Genomic DNA, 22,544 nt, shown 5'->3' on the forward strand with positions numbered 1-22,544 from the left:
CAAGGTCCTTGATCACGGCACCGCGTCGCCAGCGCCCCCGCCGCATCACGTACACGTGCACGGCCGCCGATCTGCCGTTCACATCGAGATGACCTCCGAGCCTTCGAGATCGTCCCCATGGCCGCAATGCAAGGGCCTCGCGCTGACGCCGATTGACCGGCCTCCGCAATCCTGTTACGTTCATCCCGATTGCCGGTTCACATGCTTGATCGCGCTGGTGCGGCGTGATCCGCCGGGTATGGCGTCGGCTCCGGCAGCCGGGCTGAGCACGCAGGACAGTGCAGTGACGAGTGGAGGCGAGCCGTAGGTGTCCACGTTTGCTGGGATCGGCGTCGGCGCGGTACCCATGGACGCGACCTCTTGCGCCGAGGCACGTGCAGCGCGGCCGATCGCCCACGAGGCCGGAAGGCCGGCATGAGCGCAGACGTGGACTCAGGCCATGAGGGGCGGGGGCCGGCTCCCCGCTGGTCTGCGCTCAACCTGTGCCGCCTGGTCGAGCGGGCCGGACTCGACGCCGACAAGCGCGCGGTCGTGTGCGACGGGGAGTCGCGGACGTACGCGGAACTCCGCGACCGCATGGTCCGCGCCGGGCGCGGCCTGGCTGCGCTGGGCGTGACGCCGGGCGACCGCGTCGCCGTCCTCGCTCGCAACTGCCTCGAGTACCTCGAGCTCGAGCTCGCGATCGCCCACGCCGGCGGGATCATGGTCCCCCTGAACTACCGGCTGGCGGAGGCCGAGATCGCAACATTGCTCGGACGGTCCCGGAGCCGCGTCGTCGTGGTCGATGCCGCGAGCTCGTCGGTCGTCGCCGGGCTTCGTCCGCAGCTGGCCGCGCTGAGCGCCGCCGTCGGCCTCCCTGAGGCGCCCTCCGAGCACGTGGACATCGAGTACGACGACCTGTGTGCCGGCGACGCGCCACCGATATCGGTCGAGCCCCGGATGGAGGACCCCCACGAGATCACGTACACGTCGGGGACCACGGACACGCCGAAGGGCGTCGTATGGACCCACGGCAGCGTGATGTGGAACTCCATCCAGCAGTGCATGGACTACGACATCTCGTCCCGCGACTCGAACTACGTCCTGAACGACCTCTACTACGTCGGCGGCCGGCACGACTTCACGTGGCCTCTCCTCCACCAGGGCGGCACGGTGCACATCCGCCGGTCGGGCAACTTCGACGCTCGCGCGGTGATGCGCTACCTGTCGGAGAACGCGATCACCAAGGTGTTGCTGTTCCCGGTGATGCTCTTCGAGCTCCTGCGCCTGCCCGATCTCCTGGATTACGACATGACGTCGCTGACGACCATCATGTCGGGCGGAGAGCCGGTGCCGGTGGCCACCATCGACCGGATCACGACCGCCTTTCCCGGCACCGACTTCATCCAGGTGTACGGCCTGACCGAGGGCGGGGCCAGCGTGACCTTCCTGTCGGGGGCCGATGCGCGCCGCAAGATGGGCTCCTGCGGGAAGGCGGGGGTGCACAACGAGGTACGGATCGCGAGCGACGACGGGACGTTCGTCGGGCCGGACGTCGTCGGCGAGGTGTGCGTCAAGGGGCCGACGGTCACCCCGGGCTACTGGAACGACCCCGAGCGGACCGCCGAGGCCATCGTCGACGGCTGGCTGCACACGGGCGACCTGGGCCGCACCGACGAGGACGGCTTCCTCTACATCGTCGGCCGCAAGAAGGACATGATCATCAGCGGAGGGATGAACATCTACCCCAAGGAGATCGAGGACGTCCTCGGCACCCACCCGGCCATCGCGGAGGTCGCGGTCATCGGGGTGCCCGACCCCAAGTGGGGGGAGCGCGTGTGTGCCGTCATCCGTCCCGAGCCCGGTGCCGACATCCGCGACGAGGACATCACAGCGCTTTGTGCTGGGCGCCTGGCGAGCTTCAAGAAGCCCACCGTCATCCACCTGGTGGAGGCCATGCCGCGCACGGCGTCGGGCAAGGTCCAGAAGCAGGTCCTGCGCGATCGGCTGGCCACGCCGGCCAGTGACACGGAGGTGTCGGCGCCGTGCTGACGCCGCTGGAGCCGGCCGAGCTGGTCCGGGCCCTGGGCGCCGTGCTGCGCGGCGTCGCCGCGGGCGGCGCCCACGACGAGGTCTCCCGGGCGCAGGTCCAGTCGGCCGGGAGCATCGCGAACTTCCTCTCCGCCGAGCTCGAACACCAGCAGGAGCTCGACGAGGCCGGCCGCCGCACCGTCGCCGACGCGCTGCGGACCGCCGGTGCGTCGGCCTCGGGGGCGGCGCCCGCCGTGGCCGCCGAGCTCGAGGCGATCGCCGCGTGCATCGCCGCCGGGCGCGGCGCCCGCGACCTCGCCGAGGGCACCTCGCGGGCACTCGCCGCGCTGCGGTCGATGGACGACCCGGAGGCGGCGGCCGAGCCCCGCCGGATCGTCCGGCGCGCGCTCGCCGGCGTCGTGCAGCGCGAGGCGGACGTCTTCGGATCCGTCGAGCGCACACCGAACCGAACCACCCCAGCAGGAGGAGACGCATGAGTTCCCCGACCCCCCGTCACGTCGTACCCCCCGCCGAGGACCTCGTCCACCCACCGGGCGCTGACCCGCGCTGGCGTGAGAGCTACTACTTCTCGTTCTACGACGAGGCGACGGGACTCGGCGGGTTCTCCTCGATCGGCAAGCGGGCCGCAAAGGGGCAGTCCGGCTTCATCGCCTGCCTCTGGGGTCCCGACCGGCCGACGCTCGTCGCGATCGGGACCGACGTGTTCGACGCCCACGACAACGCCCACGACGTCGCCGGCCTCACGTATGAGTGCCTGCAGCCGCACGAGCGCTGGCGGGTCACGTTCGACGGGATGCTCAACGACGGCGGCAGCGAGGTCCAGTGCGCGGAGGAGGCCGTGCGGCGCGCCGGCGCGCCGGGCCTGGCGCAGCATGCCGTGTCCTGGGACCTCGAGTTCACCTGCGAGCGCGGGGCCTTTCTCTACGAAGACGCAGCCGCCGACGACCGCTGGCGGGAGCTGTTCGACGGGCACATCGACATGGTCGGCCGCATGACCGGCGAGGTCACCATCGACGGCGCGACGGTCCAGGTCGATGGCGTCGCCGGCAACGACCACTCCTGGGGCGTGCGCAATTGGTTCTACCCCGACGAGTGGCGGTGGGCGGACATCGTCATGGACGACGGGCCGCACACGACGTTCTGGCGGTCGCTCGTCGATGGCGAGTGGTTCGGCGACGGAGCGCTGTACGCGACCACCGGCCCCGAGCGGCTCGAGGGCTACGACGAGCAGCTCACCACGACGGAGCGCGACGAGCTGCCGCGCCCGACCTCGTTCGAGATGCAGCTCTCCAGCGCCGGCCACGAGCGCACGCTGCACGGCGAGGTGGTCCGGATCGTCCCGGTGCTGTTCACGAAGCGCGGCGACGACCGCGACCTCATCTCGTGGAACGACCGCTGCCTCACACGGCTCACCGACCCGGCCACGGGCGCCAAGGGCTGGGGCACCGTCGAGTTCTGCGCCCGCGTGGAGCGCCCCCACACGTGACGGTCGATCCCGAGGCCGCGGCCGGCTACCTCGCCGAGAAGCTCGGCGACCCGGCGGGGCTCACGCTCACGAAGATCACCGAGCTCACCGGGGGCTGGTCGCGCCGGACCTACGTGGCCGACCTCGCCGCGCGGGGCGGCGAGGCGTCGCGCCGCATCGTCGTGCGCGTCAAGCCGCCCTCGGGGCTCCTGGCCACCGACATCCGCACCGAGTACGAGGTCATGCGGGCAGCGCACGACACCGGGCTGGCGGTGCCGCGCCCGCTGTGGCTCGACGAGGACGCCGACGTGTTCGTCGGCCCGTCCTTCGCCTGCGACTGGGTGGCCGGCACCGCCCCGAACACCTGGCGGGCTCGGGACCGCGTCGCGCTCGAGGCCGACTGGAAGGCGGGCGGGAACCTCGCCGAGCAGTTCGTGCGCAGCCTGGTGGGCGTGCACGCCGTACCGCGATCCGCCGTGACGGCACTCGGCCCGGCCCTCACGCTGGCCGACCTCGCCGCGAAGTGGCGGGCGATCTACGAGGACGTGCGGATCGCGCCCGACCCCGTCATCGAGGAGGGGCTGGCCTGCATCGAGGAGTCGGCCCCGCGAGCGAGGGAGGAGCCGACCCTGGTCCACGGCGACTTCCGCATCGGGAACATGCTCCTGGACGACGGCCGGATCACGGCCATCCTCGACTGGGAGCTGGCCTTCGTCGGCGACCCGCACTTCGACCTCGGCTACTGCGCGCTCGAGTACCTCGCCGGGCGGATGTTCCGGCCGGCCTCGCCGCTGGTGTGCGCGATGTGCGACCGCGAGTGGCTGTACTCGCGCTACGAGGAGCTCAGCGGGCGCACCGTCGACCGTGAGCTCGTCCGGGCCTACACCGCCCTGAGCGCGATCGTCCTCACGGTGATCCTGCTCACGGGCGTACGGGCCCATCACGACGGACGCAGCGCAGACGTGCGGCTGGCCTGGGGGCGCTTCGCCGTGGCCGGCCTGCGCCAGTCGCTGACCGAGATCCTCGGCTGGTCGGACCTCGCGGCTGCCGGTTCCGGACGCAGCCACGTGCAACACGACGGGAGAACACGATGACGTACACCACCATCGAGGTCACACAGCCCTCGCCGGGGATCGACCTGGTCACGCTCAACCGCCCCGAGGCCCTCAACGCGATCAGCATCGCGATGCGCGAGGAGCTCATCGGCTACCTGCGCAGCCTGCACGACGCGCCGACGCGGGTCGTGATCCTCACCGGAGCGGGGCGCGCGTTCTGCGCCGGGGCCGACGTGAACGAGTTCGCCACCATCTTCGGCCCAACGGCCGACGAGGCGGGCGACACCCAGCGGCGCTACCAGGAGATCGTGCGGCTCATCCTCTCGCTCGACCAGCCGGTGATCACGGCGGTCAACGGCATTGCGGCCGGCGGGGGCACGGCGGTCGCGATGATGTCCGACCTGCGGATCGCCTCCGAGAGCGCCACCTTCGGGGTCGGCCAGGTCAAGCGCGGCGTCATCCCCGACGTCGGCCTGACCTACCTGCTGCCGCGCCTCGTGGGCCTCGGCAAGGCCCTCGAGCTGCAGATGCTGTACGAGCGGCTGACGGCACGCGAGGCGCTCGACCTGGGCATGGTGAACTGGGTCGTGCCCGACGGCGAGCTCGTCGACCGCGCCGTGGAGATCGGGGCCCGCCTGGTCGCCGGCCCTCGCGTCTCGCTCAAGTGGATCAAGAAGGTCACCTACGCGAACCTCGACCGCAGCCTGGCCGACGCGCTGGAGTGGGAGTCCGCGGCACAGGGCATCTGCGCCGACACCGATGACTTCCGCGAGAGCTGCCGGTCCTGGGCCGAGCGGCGCGAGCCGGTCTTCGGAGGCACCGCGCCCGCGTGATGCTCGAGTCGGTCCTCATCGCGAATCGGGGCGAGATCGCGGTCCGCGTCATCACCACGGCCCGCCGCCTCGGTGTCCGCACGATCGCGGTGTTCTCCGACGCCGACGCCGGCGCTCCCCACGTCCGGCTGGCCGACCAGGCGGTGCGCCTCGGCGGTCCCGCCGCGACCGAGTCCTACCTCTCGATCGAGCGGGTGCTCGAGGCGGCGACCGGGACGGGGGCCGAGTCCGTCCACCCCGGCTACGGCTTCCTGTCGGAGAACGCGGCGTTCGCGCGGGCGTGCGCGGATCGCCGGATCACGTTCATCGGGCCGCCGGCCGAGGCCATGGAGCGCCTCGGCGACAAGGTCCGAGCCAAGCAGGCGGCGCGGGAGGCGGGCGTCCCGGTCCTTCCCGGCCTGCAGCGCCCCGGCCTGACCGACACGGAGATCGTCGAGTTTGCACGAACCGCCGGCGCCCTGCCGCTCATGGTCAAAGCCGCCGCGGGCGGCGGCGGCCGCGGCATGCGCGTGGTGCAACGCGCCGAGGACCTGCCCGACGCCCTGGCGGCCGCCCGTCGCGAGGCTGCCGCCGGCTTCGGCGACGACACCCTGTTCGTCGAGCAGTACGTGCCACGCTCACGCCACATCGAGGTGCAGGTGCTCGCCGACGCCCACGGCGGCGTCATCCACCTCGGCGAGCGCGAGTGCTCGTTGCAGCGCCGCCACCAGAAGGTCGTCGAGGAGAGCCCGTCGCCGTTCATCACCCCCGCGGTGCGCGGGCGCCTGGGCGCCGCGGCCGTCGCACTGTTCCGACAGGCCGGCTACGTCGGAGCGGGGACGGCGGAGTTCATCATGCCCGCCGACGAGCACGACGCCTTCTACTTCCTGGAGGTCAACGCCCGCCTGCAGGTCGAGCACCCGGTCACCGAGCTCGTCACCGGCCTCGACCTCGTCGAGCAGCAGCTGCGGATCGCCTCCGGGGAACCGCTGGCCTTCGACCAGGCCGGGGTGCGGCTGCACGGGCACGCGATCGAGGCTCGCATCTGCGCCGAGGACGCGGCGTCCGGGTTCCTGCCCGCAACCGGCACCGTCCTGCACTACCGCGAGCCATCGGGCACCGGCGTGCGCGTGGACAGCGGCATCGCGCGGGGCACCGAGGTCACCACGTTGTACGACTCGCTGCTGGCCAAGGTCATCACCCACGCTGCCGACCGCGACCGGGCACTCGCGCGGATGAGCCGGGCGCTGGGCGAGAGCCAGATCCTCGGCGTGGAGACCAACAACGGCTTCCTCGGGCGCCTCCTTGCGCTGCCCGAGGTCCGCGCGGGCGAGCTCGACACCGGGATCATCGAGCGCGGCACGCTCGCGGGCGAACCCACGGCCGGCGGCCGCCGGGGGGCGGGGATCGCCGCGGCGCTGATCGAGGTCCTGCTGCTGCACGAGTCCGCCGTCGGCGCCGACCCGTGGCAGGCGCTCGTCGGTTGGCGCGTCGAGGGGCCCACGCCCACCGAGCTGCGGCTCCTGGGCAGCCGGGCCAAGGAGCCGGTGCGCATCGCGGTCCACGGCACGCCCGGCGCCGCGCAGGTCGACGCCGACGGGCAGACCGTCGCCGCGTCGGTCCAGCGCGTCGACGAGCACCGCTTCGCCGTGACCGTCGACGGCCGGCGATCGGTCATCGGCCACGCCGCGCGCGGCACGACGCGGTGGATCGCCGACGGCGGCGAGGCGTTCATGTTCGCCGTCGTGGAGCCCACGGTCGCCGGCGCGGACGCCACACCTGCCGGCGCGCTTGAGGCGCCGATGCCCGGCACCGTGCTCTCGGTCCACGTCGCCGAGGGCGATCAGGTGGCCGAGGGCGACGTGCTGATCGTCCTGGAGTCGATGAAGATGGAGCTCAGCCTCACGGCGCCCGCCGACGCGGTCGTCGCCGCGATGCGGGTCATCGGTGGGCAGAGCGTCCGCCAGGGCGAGCTGGTGGCCGAGCTCGTGGTCGGGCTCGTGGTCGGGGAGGTCTCGTGAGCGTCGTCCTGCGATCACGCGTCGACCCCACGTCGGAGACATTCGCCGCCAACCAGCGCGGCCACGCGGAGCTCGCCGCCGATCTGCAGGCCCAGTTCGCACGGGTTCATACCGGTGGCGGTCCGCGGTCGCGGGAGCGCCATCTCGGCCGCGGCAAGCTCCTGCCCCGCGACCGCGTCGCGCACCTGATCGACCGCGGCTCACCGTTCCTGGAGTTCTCGACGCTCGCCGCCCACGGCATGTACGAGGACCAGGCGCCGGGCGCCGGGATCATCACCGGCATCGGACGGGTCGAGGGGCGCGAGGTGGTGATCGTGTGCAACGACGCCACCGTCAAGGGCGGGTCCTACTACCCGATGACCGCGCGCAAGCACACGCGGGCGCAGGAGATCGCGCTGCAGAACCGACTGCCGTGCATCTACCTGGTGGACTCCGGCGGCGGGTACATCCCGCTGTGGCCCGACCTCTTCCCCGACGTCCGGGGCTTCGGCCAGAGCTTCTACAACCAGGCACGGATGTCGGCCCTGGGCTTGGCCCAGATCTCGGCCGTGATGGGCTCGTGCACCGCGGGCGGGGCCTACCTGCCGTCGATGTCGGACGAGACCGTGATCGTCCGCCGGCAGGGTCTGATCTTCCTCGGCGGCCCGCCGCTGGTGAAGGCCGCCACCGGCGAGGACGTCGACGCCGAGTCCCTCGGCGGCGGCGAGATGCACACCAAGGTCTCGGGCGTCGCCGACCACCTGGCCGTCGACGACGAGGACGCGCTGGCCATCGTGCGCTCGATCGTCGCCACGCTGCCCACCCGGGGGCAGACGCCGTGGGAGACGGTCGCCCCCGAGCCGCCCGCGGTCGACATGGAGAGCCTGACCGGCGCCGTGCCGGTGAGCATCCGCACGCCCTATGACCCCCGCGAGATCATCGCCCGGATCGTCGACGGCAGCCGCTTCCACGAGTTCAAGGCCCGCTACGGCCCGACGCTGGTCACCGGCTTCGCGCACCTGCACGGCCACCAGGTCGGGATCATCGCCAACCAGGGCGTCATCTTCTCCTCGAGCGCCAAGAAGGGCGCGCACTTCATCGAGCTGTGCGACCAGCGTGGGATCCCGCTGATCTTCCTGCAGAACATCACCGGGTTCATGGTGGGCCTGGAGGCCGAGGAGGGCGGCATCGCCAAGGACGGCGCCAAGCTCATCGCCGCCGTGTCGGTCGCGCGCGTCCCGCGGCTCACCGTCATCGTCGGCGCGTCCTATGGCGCCGGGACCTACGGCATGTCCGGTCGTCCCTATTTCCCCCGGTTCGTGTGGATGTGGCCCAACGCCCGCGTCGGCCTCATGGGCGGCGACCAGGCCGCGGACGTCATGGCGACGGTCAGCCGCGAGACCGACCCGGAGAAGGTCGAGGCGGGCAAGGACGAGATCCGCGCGCAGTTCGAGGCGCAGACGCATCCCTACTACGCCAGCGCGCGGCTCTGGGACGACGGCGTGATCGACCCGCGAAGTACGCGCGACGTCCTCGGGCTGGCGCTGTCGGCCTGCGCGAACGCCCCGCTGGAGGACCGTCTCAAGCCGGTCTTCCGGATGTAGCGCAAACCCGTTCACGAGAAGGCAGGTTCCCCATGCAGCACATCCGCTACGACGTGGCCGACACCGGGGTGGCGACCGTCGCGCTCGATCAGCCCGACAACCGCAACGCGCTCTCGGACGCGCTGCTGTCCGAGCTGATCGAGGCGCTGACCGACGCTCGCGGCAACCAGCGCGTGCGCTGCGTCGTGCTCGCCTCCACCCACGAGACGACCTTCAGCTCGGGCGGCAACCTCAGCGCCTTCAACTCCGAGGACCCGCTCTTCGTCAAGCACGTCGGGACGGAGCGCTTCCCGGAGCTGTTCACGCTGATCGGCGAGCTCGGCAAGCCGGTCATCTGCGCCGCCCGCGGCCACTGCCTGGCCGGAGCGCTCGGCCTGGCGATCGCGTGCGACCTGGTCATCGCCTCCGACACGGCGACGTTCGGCACGCCGGAGATCAACATCGGCGCGTTCCCCTTCATGATCCTCGCCACCATCTACCGCAACGTCGGGCGCAAGAAGGTCTCCGAGATGCTCCTCCTCGGCGAGCGGCTGACCGCCGAGGAAGCGGCCCGGTGGGGCATCGTCAACAAGGTCGTCCCGCTCGCGGCGTTCGACGCGGCCGTCGACGACTGGGCGCTCAAGCTCGCGGCCAAGTCCCCGGTGATCATGAAGCTGGGCAAGGATGCGATGTGGCGAGCCAAGGACATGGCGCTGGAGGACCAGTGGGCCTTCCTGCGCTCCCAGCTCACGATCGCCTTCGCCACGGACGACCTCCGGGAGGGCGTCACCGCCTTCTTCGAGAAGCGCGACCCCGAGTGGGTGGGACGGTGACCCGGTGACCGGCGCCGAGCTGCCCGCCCGCGTCCAGATCCGCGAGGTCGGACCCCGGGATGGGTTCCAGAACGAGCCGGAGCGCATCCCCACCGACGACAAGATCCGGCTCATCGAGGATCTCGCGCGCGCGGGATTCCGGCGGCTCGAGGTGGCGAGCTTCGTGCGGTCAGACGTCATCCCTCAGCTCGACGATGCCATCGAGGTCCTGCACGGGGTCGACGTGCCGGGCGACGTCGAGCTCCGGGTGCTGGTCCCCAACGAGCGCGGGCTGCAGATCGCGCTCGAGCACCGCGACACGTTCCACGACGTGGTGATCTTCGTCTCGGCGTCGGAGACCCACAACCGCAAGAACGTGAATCGTCCGGTGGCCGCGTCGCTGGCCGCACTGGAGCGGATGGCGCCCGTGATCAAGGGCGCGGGCCTGCGGTGCTCGGCCACCGTCGCCACGGCATTCGGCTGTCCGTTCGAGGGGGTCGTGGACCCCGCCCGCGTGCTCGACCTGGCCTCCCGCCTCGCGGAGGCCGGCTGCGACGAGCTGGGCTTCGGCGACACGACCGGCATGGCCAACCCGGTCCAGGTGCGGTCGTTCTTCGCCGAGGCGCTGCGGACCCTGCCCGGCATCGAGCTCACCGCGCACTTCCACAACACGCGCGGACAGGGCCTGGCCAACGCCGTGGCCGCGCTGGACGCCGGGGTCACGAGCTTCGAGTCGAGCTTTGGCGAGCTCGGCGGCTGCCCGATCCCGCCCGGGGCGACGGGCAACATCGCCAGCGAGGACCTGGTCAGCATGCTCGAGGAGATGGGCGTCGCGACCGGGGTCGACCTCGACGCCCTGCTGCACGCGGCCCGTGCCGTGCAGACCCTCCTCGGGCGGCCGCTGACGAGCCACGTCCTCGTCGCCGGGCCGGTCGACTGGTCGGGCGGTGGTGCCCGGAGGACCTCATGACCGAGCTGACCTTCCGCGAGTTCTGGGAGCAGCGCGTGGCGCTGACCCCGGACGCACCGTTCGTGCACCACGACGCCGACACCTGGACCTACTCCGGGTTCGACGCGTCGATCAACCGGCTGGCCAACGGCATGCGTGCCGCGGGCATCGGCGCGGGCAGCAAGGTCGGGCTCTACCTCGCGAACTCGTTCGAGCTGCTGCGGCGTCAGTGGGCGCTGCAGAAGCTCGGTGCGATCTGGGTCCCGATCATCCCGTCGAGCACCCGGTCCGAGGCGCTCTACGTCCTCGAGCACGCCGGGGTCGACGCGCTGATCGCCGGCGCCGAGCAGTGGAACCGGCTCGCCGAACCCGGATGGGCGGCGCGGGCCTTCGTCGAGGACGGCGGCCCCACCTGTGCCCACGACGTCGGGCCCTGGAGACGGCCGACGCGACGCCACCGCCGCCGCCGGTTATCGCCCGGATGGACCCGATGGCATTGATGTACACGTCGGGGAGCACCGGCCGCCCGAAGGGTGTCCTGCAGCCCAACGCGGGCTACCAGACGGCCGGGCAGGCCTATGTCGACCGCATGGGGATCACCGCCGACGACGTGTGGATCTGCACGCTGCCGCTGTTCCACGCGGGCGGCACGCACCTGATGCTGGCGCCGACCATCGCCGCGGGCGCCTCGCTCGTGCTCGTCCCGCGCTTCGACGTCAGGGCGTTCTGGCCGCAGGTCCACGCGCACGACGCGACGCTGACGCTGCTCTTCCCGGCGCAGATGTCCATGTTGCTGTCCTTGCCCGAGGACCCGACTGACCGGGACAACGAGCTGCGGCTCAGCATCTCCCACGTCGTCAACCCGGCGTTCACCGAGCGCTTCGGGGTGGAGATCCTCACGACGTTCTCGCAGACGGAATCGCTCGGGATGGGCGCGCTGACGCCTCCTGGCAGCCGCAACGTCGCGCCCGGGGTCGTCGGACCCGCGCTCCCGCCCGAGCTCGAGATCCGCGTCGTCGACCCGGCCGGCGACGAGGTCCCGCGCGGCGAGCGCGGCGAGATCTGCCTCCGGCACCCGCACCTCATGCTCGGCTACCACCGCGACCCGGAGAACACCGGTGCCGCGCTGCGTGACGGCTGGCTGCGCACCGGAGACATCGGCACGCTGGACGACCGGGGCTGGCTCACCTACCGAGGTCGCATCAAGCACATGATCAAGCGCATGGGCGAGAACATCGCCGGCGAGGAGGTCGAGTTCGCCCTCATGCGCCATCCGGATGTCGAGGAGGCAGTGGTCTGCAGCGTCCCGGACCCGATACGCACCGAGGAGGTCTTCGCGATCGTCCGCGGCCGGGACGGCCGGGCGCCGGACATCGCGGCGCTCATCGCCTGGATCGGCGACGAGCTCTCGGCGTGGAAGCTGCCGCGCTACGTCCGTGTCGACGCGACGCCGTTCCCGCGGCTGCCCAACGGCAAGCTCGACCGCGTGACGCTGACGCGCGACGTGGATCCGGCCGACGCGTGGGACCGGGAAGCGCACCGCGTCCGACTGGTCGACCCGGCTTGACGGTCATCGGCGACCCCGCCGACGAGCCGGGGGTGGGCCGGGCTCCGGACGCTGCTCCGGGGCCGCGCGTCCCGCCGCGCCGAGGCACCCGGCCCCGCAACCGCAAGGCGCTGATCATCGACGCCGCCGCGGAGCTGTTCTACGAGCGCGGATACGCGAACGTGGCGATGTCCGAGGTCGCGAATGCGGTGAACGTCCGGGCGTCGAGCCTGTACCGCCATTTCGCGGGCAAGTCCGAGCTGCTGTCCGCGGTCCTGCAGGCCGAGCTGACGCCGTTCCGGGCGGCCGCCGCCGACGCCACGTCGCTCGACGCGCTGCTCGCCGCCCTCGCGACGGCGGCGGCGCACCGTCCGCGCATCGGTGTGCTGTGGCAGCGTGAGTCACGCGTGCTCAGCCGCGAGGAGCTGGCGCCGCTGACCCTCGAGCTGCACGAGCTCACCTCCAGGATGACCGTGCTGCTGCGTGCCGAGCGCCCTCGTCTGCGCGCCGCCGACGCGCAGCTGCTCGTATGGTGCGCGCTCTCCATCCTGCGCAGCGTCGCGAACCGCGGCATGCGCCCGAGCCCCGCTGACCACACGTCCCTGATCGCCGACGTCCTGTCCCGCGTCCTCGGGCTCGTGCCGCGTCACGGCACGTCGGTGGCCCGTCTGAAGGCGCCGTGGGTCGACCTCCGCGTCTACACGCCACACTCGACGCGGGAGCGGCTGCTCGGCGTGGCCGCCCCACTGCTCGCCGCGTCGGGGTATGCCGGGACGAGTCTGGAGGACATCGCGGCCCGAGCGGGCATAGCGGGACCAACCATCTACCACTACTTCGGGTCCAAGCAGGACCTGCTCTTCGCGTCGCTGAGCCGGGCGGCCGAGGGCGTGCTCCTCGACATGCACCGGGCCCTGAGCCACGCCAGGGACGCCGCCGACGCGGTACGGCGGCTCAGCGAGTCCTACCTGACCTTCGCGACCACCAACAGCGCACTCATCGACGTCCTCATCACCGACACCCATCAGCTCAGCGGACCGCAGAAGGCCTACGTGATGCAGAGCCAGGAGAGCTTCCGCGCCGAGTGGACGCACGTGCTGCTGCAGGCCGACCCGGCGTTCAAGCCCGTCACGGCGCGAGCGGCGGTCCGAGCGACGCTGGCCGTGATCGACGACTTCGCGCGGTCGCCCGGTCTGCGGCGGGTACCGGACGTGTTCCCGAACCTCGTCGAGCTCCTGCTGGAGATCCAGCGTGCACCGGGGGGCGGACGGCGGGGCCTCCCACACCAAGGTGGTGCCGGGGCGTGACATGACCACGTTGGGCTGGAGCGGAGCCTGTCTGGGGACGGGGCTCGACCGGTGACGAGGATCGACGACGAGGCCGCCGCCGCTGGCGCGACGGCGTGGATGGCCTCACGCCGCGCGGTCGACGCGGGGTTTCGTCACGCCGGCTCCGTAGAGCCGGCGGTAGGCGGGGGCGGCAATCTCCAAGAACGCATCGACGAGCTCGGGGTCGAAGTGCCGGCCGCGCTGGGCGGCGATCTCGTCAAGGGCGCGGTCAAGTGGCCACGGCTGCTTGTACGTGCGTTCGGAGACGAGGGCGTCGAACACATCGCACAGGCCGCAGATGCGACCGGCGAGCGGGATCTCCGGACCTCGTAGGCCATCGGGGTAGCCCGATCCGTCCCAGCGTTCATGGTGGGTTCGCGCAATGGTCTCTGCCAGTTGCATGACGTCTGACTCGGAGTCTCCGAGCATGGATGCCCCGATGGCGGCGTGGCGCTGCATCTCGATCCGCTCGTCGGGGGTCAGCGGTCCGGGCTTGAGCAGGATGCGGTCGGGAATGGCGATCTTGCCCATGTCGTGGGCGACGGCGGCATGACCCAGCGTCTCGGTCTCGTGCGCCGGCAGGCCCAGGGCTTCGGCAAGCAGCTCGCTGAGCTTGCCCATGCGCGTGATGTGCAGCCCGGTGTCTTCGTCGCGCCACTCGGCCGCTCGACTGAGTCGCTGCAGGATCTCCAGCTGGGTGCGGCGCAGCTGCTGGGTCCGCTCGCGCACCTTGGCCTCAAGGACATCGTTGTCCTGGGCCACGCGGCGTCGAGTGGCGGTCTCGGAGAGGTGGCTGGCGATGATCATCGTCACGGTCCCCAACGCCACGGCGAGCAGAGGGGCCGACAGCCAGACGATGGCGCCGTGGTCGAACGCGATCTGGGCGCCGGCCAGCAGGCCGAGGGCGAGCAGGGGCCCCATCAGTGCGGCCGGCAGCACCCGCAGCCGGATGCGCAGCAGCGGCACGGCGAACGAGAGCATCGCGACCAACAGGAGGTTGATGACGGCGGCCACGTCCCGCAGCGGGAGTCCGTGCAGCGCCGTCCAGATGGCGTTGGCCTGGATCTCGGCGCCCGCCATCGGTTCGGTCGACGTCGGTGTGGCGTGCAGGTCCTGCAGGCTCGGTGCCGTGGCTCCGATCACGACGATCCGGTTGCGGATCAGCGCGGGGTCCACGTGCCCAAGGACCAGTGAGGAGAACGAGACCGTCTGGATCGTCCCGGGAGGGCCGCGGAAGTCGATCCAGGCGCCGGCGCCGGCAAAGGCCGAGCGAGGAAGCGCCGGACCGCCGCCGCGCGCCGCGGCGGTGATGGCCAGCGACGTCAGCTTGCCGTTGGCATATGGGAAGTGATCCAGGATGCCGCCGAAGCCGTCGGTCAGGTTGGCCGCCCCGGCTCGAGCGCGGATCGCAGCGAGCCTGCCATCGCCGCCCAGGACGTCGGTGTGTCCTTGGCGGTCGGACTCCGAGGTGGCCAGGACCGCCCCGCCGGCGCGCCCGATCGCCGCGTACAGGGCGTTGTCCTGGCGTGGGGTGGTGGGTTCGGTGAACTGGACGTCGTAGACGATCTGGCGCGCACCGGCGCGGCGCAGGGCGTCGACGGCCTCCGCGTGCAGCGAGCGGGGGAATGGCCACTGCTGGTGAAGGTCGGAGAAGGTGGCATCGTCGATGGCCACCACGAGCACGTCAGACGGCGTCGAGGCGCCGCGTACCGAGAATCGCGCCGCAAGCGTTCGCTGCTCGGCTCCGCGCAACACTCCGGTGCCCTGGGCCGCAAGGGACAGCCCCAGGCTGGCCAGCGCCGCCAGCAGCAGCCCGAGGGCCTGCCGTCGGCCGGGGTTCACGCGCGTCGCGCGAGGTAGGTGTGGCCGGCCCGAGTGAGGTGGCTTCGCTTGGTGCTGCGATCCCAGACCGACACGGAACCCTTGATGACCCTGGTCAGGGTGCCTGCGCACGTCTCGGTGGTCGTCCACTCCGTGCCCCGGACGGTCGCGACGCTGTTGTGACCGTGGGTGCGGTACTTGCCGTGGTTGTCCTTGCCCCAGAGGGTGACCGGCGGATGCACGCGTGCCGCCGTTCGCGCCGTGCCACGGTGGGCCGCGCACTGCGTGGGTCGCCGGATGAGCGTGAGCTCGACCATGCCTTGGGCCCTGTGTGACAGCGACACACGGAACGCCGTTCCGCGCAGTCTGGCGCTCTGGGTGTGGCCCGAGGCGTCGGTGGCGCTGAGCAGCTGCAGGGTGCCGTGCGTGGCGTCGACGACCGTTCCGGTCGGGATGCTCTCGGTGCCGCGCAGCAGCTGTGAGCTCGGGTGACCGGGCATGCGGACGCGGATCGTTCCGTGGGCTACCGACCCGACCGCGGTGCGTCCGAGCTGCGGGATCGGGGTGGCAGCCGGTCCGGGCCCCGGGTCGGGCGACGAGGTCGCGGCCGCGTCTGTCGTGAGTGTCTGGTCGGGGCCGTAGCTGGTGCCGCGCGCCGTGGTTGCCGCCACGCGGAAGTGGTAGGTGGTCGAGGGCGCCAGGCCGGTGACCGGTCGGCTGACCGCATGCGGATCGAAGTCGATGGCGGTCAGCGCAGTTTCGGGGCTGCTCTGCCCGTAGCCGGGGGTGGTGCCCCATTCGAAGCGGTAGGTGGTGGGGTTGTTGTGCGGGTTGACGGTGGCTGTCAGCGTTGCTGCGGTGTCCGAGATGTCCAGGGCCGGCGTCGTCTGGGCGTCGGGCAGGATCTCGGCGGTGGTGAAGGTCTGGTCGCTGCCGAGTGTCGAGCCCGTGTTGTTGGTGGCCACGACGCGGAAGTGGTAGGCGGTATTGGGGGTCAGACCGGCCAGGATCTGGGCCACGTCGTGGGCGAGGTGGTCGTTGCCGACGATCGCGTCGTCGTCGGGCAGGCTCGCGCCGTAGCTGGTCGTGGGACCCCACTCGAAGTGGTACGCGGTCGTGGAGTTGTTGGGGTCGATGGTGGCGTTGAGCGTGACCTGATCACCGGTCACCTGGGTGGCGGTCGCGGTGGTGGCGGTGGGCGCCAGGGGCTGGTGGTCAGGGTCTGGTCGGCCCCGTAGGTGGTGCCGCTGGCCGAGGTGGCCACGACGCGGAAGTGATACGTCGTGTTGGGGGCCAGCCCGTGCAGGGTCTGGCTGACGGCATGATCGGTGGCATCGGCGCCGACCGCGGCGTCGGCCAGGGGTACCTGGGCACCGTAGGGCGTCGTGCTGGTGCCCCAGTCGAAGTGGTAGGTGGTGGACGTGTTCTCCGGGTTGACGGCGGCGTTCAGCGTCGCGTCCCCGGCGGTGACGACCGTCGCGGTCAGCGAGGTTGCCGACGGAGCGCCGGGTGCGGTCGTGGTGAACACGTGATCGGCCCCCACCGTCGTCCCCGTGGCGTTGGTGGCCACCATGCGCACGTGGTAGATCGTGTTGGGCAGGAGTCCGGTCAGGCCGACGCTGACGTCCTGCGGGCTCGATCCACTGCCGGCCGAGGCGGCCGACGTCGACTGGCCATAGGCCGTCGTGGTACCCCACTGCACGGTGTAGGTCGTGGCCTGCGCGTTGGGACCCACCGTGCCGGTGATGGTCGCAGCGGTGTCCGTGACATCGGCGTCACCGATCGCGCCGACGCTCGGCGCCACGCTCATCCATCCCACCTGGCCGGTCGTCTGCTCGGCAAACCACAGCCGACCGTCAGGCCCTGAGGCGATGCTGCGAAGTCCCGCTGAAGCGGTCAGCCCTGCGCTGAACTCGGAGATGGTGCCGGCGGTGCTGATCTGGCCGATGGCGTTCGCACCGCTGTCGGTGAAGTACAGGTAGCCGTCGGTGCCGGTCGTGATGCCCCTGGGAGCGCTGCCCAGCGGCAGTCCTGACGAGTACTCCGTCACCGCGCCAGCCGGCGTGATCCGCCCGATCGAGGCAAACGCTCCGTTCTCGGTGAACCACAGGTTGCCGTCGGGACCCGCGACGATCTCCTGCGGCGTTCCGGTCAGGATGCCCGACCCGTACTCGGTGATGACGCCCTGGGGCGTGATGCGCCCGATCCGCCGAGTCCCCGGCGCGGTGAACCACAGGTTCCCGTCGGCACCGACGGCAATGTCCTGTGGGCTTCCGTTGCTGGTCAGGCCGCTGGTGAACTGGGTCACCGTCCCCGTGGTCGACATCCGCCCGATGGCTCCTCCGCTGGCGGTGGCCGTGTACCACAGCTTGCCGTCCGGGCCCGCGGCGATCCCCAGGGGATTGCCCTTGCTCCCCACGGCGAACTCGCTCACCGTCCCGTCGGGGGCGATACGCCCGATGCGGTTCTTGGCGTTCTCGGTGAACCACATCCCGCCCGGTCCGGCTGTGATGTCGGTGGGCTTGGAATCGTGGGTGATGCCCGCGCTGAACGCCGTGGCCGAACCTGCAGGGGTGATCCGGCCGACCGCTCCCGGATTGGGCTGGTCGGCAAACCAGACGTTGCCGTCGGCGCCGGCGGCCAGCCCGACCGGGCCCGCGCCGGCGGCGAACTCCGTGATCGTCGGCGCTGCGATGGCGGCGCTCGTGCACGAGCACCCGGCGAGCAGTGCGACAAGCAGCGTCGCCATCTTGCGCGGAGTCACACGTCCGTGGATCGGCGTGACGGCGGCAACCTGTATCTCCCACGACGCCGTCCACGCGGAGAGTGTCCGCCGGTGGACATCGGCGACGCACAGCAGTTGACGTCAGCGGGGACCTCAGGCCGACGCGGAGCGGGGACTCCCTGATCCGCCCGGTACATCGCAGCGCCCAGCTGATTGATCTCAAAGCGGCTCCACGGCCGCTGCTGGTGATCACGTCTTGATCGGACATCGCTCACGACTCGTCCTTGCCGGGGGCTCCGAAGCCGGGGTAGGGTTCGCGCGCTCGTCACCGGCTCGGAACTCACGGAGGACCCTTCCATGCACCGCCTGACGCCCCTGTCTCGGCTCTTGACCGCGCTGCGCCGGCTGGCCGCGCTTGCGGTGGTGGGGTGCGCCGCCCTCGGGTTGTCGGCCGCCGCGGCGATGGCCGATGGCGAGTCCATCACCATGACGCAGACCGACCCCAGCGCGGTGGTCGGGAACGCCACGAACTTCACGGCCAGCGGCACACTGAACCCCGCCGACACGATGTTCGGGTTCGACATCTACATCTTCCTGAAGGACGCCGATCACGACCCCACCTGCGCGGCCGACTTCAGCACCGAGAGCGCCGCCGCGTCGTCCTCGGGCGGCAACGAGCGCTGGATCAGCCCCGGCACCGGGTTCGAGGTCGGGACGGGACCAACCTACAACCAGCCCTTCAAGATCACCTTTGGCGGCTCGGGCAACTACCTGCTGTGCGGGTACGTGAACAGCGACTTCTCGACGATGGCCCACGGTGAGCTGCGCGGCGTCGTCGCCGCCGCACCGACGCCTACCCCGACCCCCGCGCCCACGCCGACCCCCGCGCCCACGCCGATCCCCGCGAATCCGACCGTGACGATCCCGCGTGTCGTCCGCCCGCCGTGGGTCACCGACTCGCGACACGTGTTGACCTGCCACCCGGGCACCTGGTCGAATACCCCGACGAGCAGGCGCTACACGTGGCACCTCGCCGGCCATGCCCACAAGCTCGGCTCCAGGCGCACGCTCACGGTCCGCGGCGCCGTGCGCAACCACAGGGTCGTCTGCACGGTCACGGCGAGCAACGCCGCCGGCCGCGCGACCGCATCGACCAGACCCGTCCGTGCCCGCTGAGAGGATCGACCGCCAGGGCGACGTGCCGCTGCGGACTGCAGGAGGCTCGGGAAGCAGCTGCCCCGGCGCTCTTGGGGACCGGCAACTCGATCACGCCGGCCCGCCTGTCCCACCACCCAGGCCGATAGGCGGTTGGCTGCGGCCCGCGACCTGTTCGTCAGAACCGTTGCATGACCGCCACCTGGCCTAGGACCGTGTGGCGAATCGCTGCGACGCTCGCGCCGGGGCGATGATCGTCGGGATCTGACGATCAGTGGGTGCGCCGTCTTCGACGCCGAGCACTTGGCAGCGATCCGTGCCCTTCTGATGCCAGAGGGCGGCTGTCCACGCGCAGATGGCGGCGTCGAGGAGGTCCTCGCGTCGCTTGTACTCAGATGCCCGATCCGGTGACGGCGTCTCGATCAGGCGTCTCGTCGTCTGGTGAGAGGCGAGATCCATCGGCACCTCGTGATCACGTAGCAACGCGACGCGGGCGATGAGCTCGTCACAGGCCGAGGTTCGGATCACCCACGCTTGTGCTGCGGGCATGCCCTTCTTGGCCCGCTTGTAGGCCGGACGCCGCTCCTCATAGCCGAGCTCCTCGACACCGACGATCGTCGTGTACGGGAAGCATTCACTGACGACCCGCCCCGCCGATGGCGGTCCGGCTCTGCCGTCCTCGTATCGCCATCCGAGGTGCTCCAGGCGCTGGCGAAGATGGACGCCCGCCTGCCTGGCGGATGCGAGGTTGGTCGAGTTGGCCGAGACCCACCAACGCCCGTAACGCTGACCCACCTGCCGCTCGGCGATCCGCTGGCCCGAGGGGTTGTCGACCATGAGCGGAGCGTCGACGAACAGCAGAGCGTCGTCAGCGGCCTGGCTGCTGACCCAGCCAAGCGTCTCGTCCACTCCGGTCGTCCAGCCGGCGTCGAGGATGGCCCCTTGCATGTCGAGTGCCACGACGCCACTCTGGTTGGCCGGTTTGTTGTCGGTTCCCTCGCCCCAGGCGAGATCGACCCCGAGATAACGCATCCGACAACCCTCGCACAGGCGTCAGCCCGTAGACCTGGCGCACCGACCGCCCCGCTGTCCGCAAGGTCGGCCTCCTGGCGGCACCTCGCTCCACGCAGTCGACGGCGGATACGAACGACGGCGCCGCCATCACGCTGTAGACGTCACCAGAACGGAGACTGCCGCGGACAGCCCGTCGCCAGCCGTCAACTCGCGCTGCCCCTCATCGCCGCCGGCCTGACGCGTGATCTCGTCGTCGCACACGCGCGGTGCTGAGGTCACCAGTCGAGAGATAGGCTGACCGGCGATGAGGGTACTCGGCGACCACCGCAGGATGCTGTTGAGCGCCGTGTCGCTGCTCGGCTTGCTGGCCTTGGTCGGTCTCGCGCTGGGTCTTGCCAAGACGCAGCGAGACGCCAAGCACACGGTCGAGCAGCGGTTTCTGTCTGGATCAGAGACCGCCGCGGCGCTCGTGCAGACGATCGTCTCGCAGGCCTACAGCAACGACATCGCCGTGGCCCAACGTGCGCTGCGGGCACCGGCGGTGAGCACGCGCGCTCTGCAGCGTGTCGCGGCCCAGACCGGCAATCGATCGCTGATGGTCCTCGATGGTCAGGGCCGACCGCTGGCCGCTGTTCCCGCCGGGGCGCAGCCGGCAGCAGGCGATGCACCGTTTGTACGCCAGGCGCTGCGTGGACGCCCGAGCATCACGGGCGCGCTGCCGGCAAAGGGCGGCCTGGTGATCGAGGTCGCGGTGCCGTTCGACTCCGCGACGGGCCGGCGGGTCTTGTTGGTGCCCACGCCCGTCGCTCAGGTCCAGCGGGTCCTCGGCCCCTATCTGGTCAACCTTCCCGGTCTCACGGGGCACCGCGCCTACATCCTCGGTCCGGCTCGGGAGGTGCTGGCCGACAGCCGTCCGCAGGCGCCGCGCGACCGAGCGCTGTTTGTCGCGCTTCGGGGTGAGGGCTCATCGACCGACGCGTCCTACGATCGCGACCGCCGACATCTCGGAGGCGCCTCGATTCTCGGAATGTCATGGACGTTGGTCGACACGGTCCGAGCGTCGGTCCTGTACTCCCCTGTCGACGGGTGGCAGCGCACGCTCCCATGGTTGCTGTTGGTGCTGTTGGTGCCCGCCGGCGCGTTCGTGATCGTGCTCGCAGATCGAGCTGGACGTGCCGCGGAGCGTGCCGGGCAGGCCAGCCGAGCCAAGAGCGCCTTCCTGGCTTCCATGTCACACGAGCTGCGAACCCCGATGACCACGGTGATCGGCTTCAGCGAGATGCTCCACCAGGGAAAGCTGGGCGAGCTCAGCCAGCGCCAGACGGAGATCGTCGGCCATATCGTCACGAGCTCAAAGCACCTCAACCAGCTCATCTCCGAAGTCCTTGACCTCTCGCGCGTCGAAGAAGGCCGCATGACCTTTCACCCCGAGGACGCGGCGCCGCACTTGTTGGCGCTCGAGGTGGTCAACGGCATGAGCGGTCTCGCCCACGACCGCGGGATCACCATCGATCTCGATGCGCCCGACACCGGCGCCTACCGGTTGGATCCCGCGCGGTTCAAACAGGTTCTCTACAACCTGATCGGCAACGCCATCAAGTTCACCGAGGCTGGTGGCCGTGTCGCCGTGCGGCTGACTCGAGACGACCACGGGGAACTGGGCATCGAAGTACACGACAACGGACCCGGAATCCCGGCCGACGACCTCGACAAGATCTTCTTGCCCTTCGAGCAGGGCGCCCACCGCAACGGCGGTGCCGGACTGGGACTGGCGGTCACCCACCGCATCATCGACGCCCAGGGCGGACGCATCCACGTCAGCTCCGAACCCGGCCACGGCGCCACCTTCACCGTCACCCTACCCCGCGCACGATGACCAAGACCATCCTGGTCGTCGAAGACCACGACCTCAACCGCCAGCTGCTGACGATGCTGGTCGAGGGGGAGGGCCACCGCGTCATCGCGGCGGCCACCATCACCGAGGTCCAGCAGCGCCTCGCCGAGCACCAGCCCGACATCATCTTGATGGATGTCAACCTGCCCGACGGGGACGGGCTGGACCTCGTGGCCGAACTGCGCCGCGACCCCCGCTTCGACGGCGTCCGGATCTACGCCGTGACCGCCTACCTCATGGGCGAAACCCAAGAGCGCGCCGAATCCGCCGGCTGCGACGGGCTGTTCGAAAAGCCGATTGATACCGCCAAGCTCCTCCCCGTCCTCCACGACTGACCGCTCCGTCTCGCCAGCACGA

19 protein-coding genes are annotated in these 22,544 nt (G+C 70.9%); 15 read left to right on the forward strand and 4 right to left on the reverse strand.

All coding sequences use genetic code 11. The features are described from left to right. The first annotated feature begins 414 nt into the window (after positions 1 to 414). Genes FSW04_RS01520 through FSW04_RS01570 form a run of 12 tightly spaced genes read left to right on the forward strand, consistent with a single transcriptional unit; the run spans position 415 to position 13,557 of the window. Positions 415 to 2,031, forward strand: a complete 1,617-nt coding sequence (locus tag FSW04_RS01520) for an AMP-binding protein (protein ID WP_146915532.1) — start codon at positions 415 to 417, stop codon at positions 2,029 to 2,031. Then, positions 2,025 to 2,507, forward strand: a complete 483-nt coding sequence (locus tag FSW04_RS01525; protein WP_146915534.1) for a hypothetical protein — start codon at positions 2,025 to 2,027, stop codon at positions 2,505 to 2,507. The genes FSW04_RS01520 and FSW04_RS01525 overlap by 7 nt, the downstream gene beginning before the upstream one ends. Beyond that, on the forward strand, positions 2,504 to 3,517 hold the full coding sequence (locus tag FSW04_RS25515; protein ID WP_187369150.1) for a DUF7065 domain-containing protein: 1,014 nt from the start codon (positions 2,504 to 2,506) through the stop codon (positions 3,515 to 3,517). Before FSW04_RS01525 ends, FSW04_RS25515 begins: the two co-directional genes overlap by 4 nt. Continuing rightward, a complete protein-coding gene (locus tag FSW04_RS01530) occupies positions 3,514 to 4,590 on the forward strand; it encodes a phosphotransferase family protein (protein ID WP_187369151.1) in 1,077 nt (358 codons plus the stop codon). Before FSW04_RS25515 ends, FSW04_RS01530 begins: the two co-directional genes overlap by 4 nt. After that, complete coding sequence (locus tag FSW04_RS01535; RefSeq protein ID WP_146915536.1) at positions 4,587 to 5,384, forward strand: enoyl-CoA hydratase/isomerase family protein; 798 nt, start codon at positions 4,587 to 4,589, stop codon at positions 5,382 to 5,384. The genes FSW04_RS01530 and FSW04_RS01535 overlap by 4 nt, the downstream gene beginning before the upstream one ends. Then, complete coding sequence (locus tag FSW04_RS01540) at positions 5,384 to 7,384, forward strand: ATP-binding protein (RefSeq protein WP_146915538.1); 2,001 nt, start codon at positions 5,384 to 5,386, stop codon at positions 7,382 to 7,384. The genes FSW04_RS01535 and FSW04_RS01540 overlap by 1 nt, the downstream gene beginning before the upstream one ends. Beyond that, on the forward strand, positions 7,381 to 8,967 hold the full coding sequence (locus FSW04_RS01545; protein ID WP_146915541.1) for an acyl-CoA carboxylase subunit beta: 1,587 nt from the start codon (positions 7,381 to 7,383) through the stop codon (positions 8,965 to 8,967). The genes FSW04_RS01540 and FSW04_RS01545 overlap by 4 nt, the downstream gene beginning before the upstream one ends. A 32-nt stretch (positions 8,968 to 8,999) precedes the next feature. Next, on the forward strand, positions 9,000 to 9,779 hold the full coding sequence (locus FSW04_RS01550; protein ID WP_146915543.1) for an enoyl-CoA hydratase/isomerase family protein: 780 nt from the start codon (positions 9,000 to 9,002) through the stop codon (positions 9,777 to 9,779). A gap of 4 nt (positions 9,780 to 9,783) precedes the next feature. Continuing rightward, positions 9,784 to 10,728: a hydroxymethylglutaryl-CoA lyase gene (locus tag FSW04_RS01555; protein WP_228430783.1), complete on the forward strand. Its 945-nt coding sequence runs from the start codon at positions 9,784 to 9,786 to the stop codon at positions 10,726 to 10,728. Next, the gene (locus FSW04_RS01560; protein ID WP_146915545.1) at positions 10,725 to 11,207 is read left to right on the forward strand and encodes an AMP-binding protein; all 483 of its coding nucleotides are present in this window, start codon (positions 10,725 to 10,727) and stop codon (positions 11,205 to 11,207) included. The genes FSW04_RS01555 and FSW04_RS01560 overlap by 4 nt, the downstream gene beginning before the upstream one ends. Continuing rightward, positions 11,198 to 12,274, forward strand: coding sequence for a class I adenylate-forming enzyme family protein (locus FSW04_RS01565; RefSeq protein WP_187369152.1), 1,077 nt, complete (start codon positions 11,198 to 11,200; stop codon positions 12,272 to 12,274). Before FSW04_RS01560 ends, FSW04_RS01565 begins: the two co-directional genes overlap by 10 nt. Then, positions 12,271 to 13,557 carry a TetR/AcrR family transcriptional regulator gene (locus FSW04_RS01570; RefSeq protein ID WP_187369153.1) on the forward strand — a complete coding sequence of 429 codons (1,287 nt, stop codon included), beginning with the start codon at positions 12,271 to 12,273 and terminating at the stop codon, positions 13,555 to 13,557. The genes FSW04_RS01565 and FSW04_RS01570 overlap by 4 nt, the downstream gene beginning before the upstream one ends. A 105-nt stretch (positions 13,558 to 13,662) precedes the next feature. On the opposite strand, the gene FSW04_RS26675 is transcribed toward FSW04_RS01570, so the two are convergent. The 3 genes from FSW04_RS26675 to FSW04_RS01580 all read right to left on the reverse strand — a co-directional run bounded on the left by FSW04_RS26675 (position 13,663) and on the right by FSW04_RS01580 (position 18,148). Beyond that, positions 13,663 to 15,420 (reverse strand): CHASE2 domain-containing protein, encoded by a 1,758-nt coding sequence (locus FSW04_RS26675; protein ID WP_228430785.1) that lies wholly within the window; start codon positions 15,418 to 15,420, stop codon positions 13,663 to 13,665. After that, positions 15,417 to 16,418, reverse strand: a complete 1,002-nt coding sequence (locus FSW04_RS25520; protein ID WP_187369154.1) for a fibronectin type III domain-containing protein — start codon at positions 16,416 to 16,418, stop codon at positions 15,417 to 15,419. The genes FSW04_RS26675 and FSW04_RS25520 overlap by 4 nt, the downstream gene beginning before the upstream one ends. Positions 16,419 to 16,564: 146 nt before the next feature. After that, a complete protein-coding gene (locus FSW04_RS01580; protein WP_456062051.1) occupies positions 16,565 to 18,148 on the reverse strand; it encodes a virginiamycin B lyase family protein in 1,584 nt (527 codons plus the stop codon). A gap of 333 nt (positions 18,149 to 18,481) precedes the next feature. Between FSW04_RS01580 and FSW04_RS25525 the strand changes: the two genes are divergently transcribed. After that, on the forward strand, positions 18,482 to 19,300 hold the full coding sequence (locus tag FSW04_RS25525; protein ID WP_187369157.1) for a hypothetical protein: 819 nt from the start codon (positions 18,482 to 18,484) through the stop codon (positions 19,298 to 19,300). Between the two features lie 186 nt (positions 19,301 to 19,486). Here FSW04_RS25525 and FSW04_RS01595 read toward each other — a convergent pair whose 3' ends face one another. Further along, positions 19,487 to 20,311 (reverse strand): DUF429 domain-containing protein, encoded by an 825-nt coding sequence (locus FSW04_RS01595; RefSeq protein ID WP_146915559.1) that lies wholly within the window; start codon positions 20,309 to 20,311, stop codon positions 19,487 to 19,489. A 286-nt stretch (positions 20,312 to 20,597) separates the two neighbouring features. Between FSW04_RS01595 and FSW04_RS01600 the strand changes: the two genes are divergently transcribed. Both FSW04_RS01600 and FSW04_RS01605 read left to right on the forward strand, forming a co-directional pair. After that, positions 20,598 to 22,169 (forward strand): sensor histidine kinase, encoded by a 1,572-nt coding sequence (locus FSW04_RS01600; RefSeq protein WP_146915561.1) that lies wholly within the window; start codon positions 20,598 to 20,600, stop codon positions 22,167 to 22,169. Then, positions 22,166 to 22,522: a response regulator gene (locus FSW04_RS01605; RefSeq protein ID WP_146915563.1), complete on the forward strand. Its 357-nt coding sequence runs from the start codon at positions 22,166 to 22,168 to the stop codon at positions 22,520 to 22,522. Before FSW04_RS01600 ends, FSW04_RS01605 begins: the two co-directional genes overlap by 4 nt. The last annotated feature ends 22 nt before the right edge of the window (positions 22,523 to 22,544 follow it).

Origin of the sequence: Baekduia soli (assembly GCF_007970665.1) — a bacterium.
Taxonomy (GTDB): domain Bacteria; phylum Actinomycetota; class Thermoleophilia; order Solirubrobacterales; family Solirubrobacteraceae; genus Baekduia; species Baekduia soli.

Coding starts and splice junctions, on each gene's coding strand:
- FSW04_RS01520 (WP_146915532.1), top strand. CDS start 415: ATGAGCGCAGACGTGGACTCAGGCCATGAGGGGCGGGGGCCGGCTCCC.
- FSW04_RS25515 (WP_187369150.1), top strand. CDS start 2,504: ATGAGTTCCCCGACCCCCCGTCACGTCGTACCCCCCGCCGAGGACCTC.
- FSW04_RS01535 (WP_146915536.1), top strand. CDS start 4,587: ATGACGTACACCACCATCGAGGTCACACAGCCCTCGCCGGGGATCGAC.
- FSW04_RS01540 (WP_146915538.1), top strand. CDS start 5,384: ATGCTCGAGTCGGTCCTCATCGCGAATCGGGGCGAGATCGCGGTCCGC.
- FSW04_RS01550 (WP_146915543.1), top strand. CDS start 9,000: ATGCAGCACATCCGCTACGACGTGGCCGACACCGGGGTGGCGACCGTC.
- FSW04_RS01560 (WP_146915545.1), top strand. CDS start 10,725: ATGACCGAGCTGACCTTCCGCGAGTTCTGGGAGCAGCGCGTGGCGCTG.
- FSW04_RS01565 (WP_187369152.1), top strand. CDS start 11,198: ATGGCATTGATGTACACGTCGGGGAGCACCGGCCGCCCGAAGGGTGTC.
- FSW04_RS01580 (WP_456062051.1), bottom strand. CDS start 18,148: ATGGCGACGCTGCTTGTCGCACTGCTCGCCGGGTGCTCGTGCACGAGC.
- FSW04_RS25525 (WP_187369157.1), top strand. CDS start 18,482: ATGCACCGCCTGACGCCCCTGTCTCGGCTCTTGACCGCGCTGCGCCGG.
- FSW04_RS01595 (WP_146915559.1), bottom strand. CDS start 20,311: ATGCGTTATCTCGGGGTCGATCTCGCCTGGGGCGAGGGAACCGACAAC.
- FSW04_RS01600 (WP_146915561.1), top strand. CDS start 20,598: ATGAGGGTACTCGGCGACCACCGCAGGATGCTGTTGAGCGCCGTGTCG.
- FSW04_RS01605 (WP_146915563.1), top strand. CDS start 22,166: ATGACCAAGACCATCCTGGTCGTCGAAGACCACGACCTCAACCGCCAG.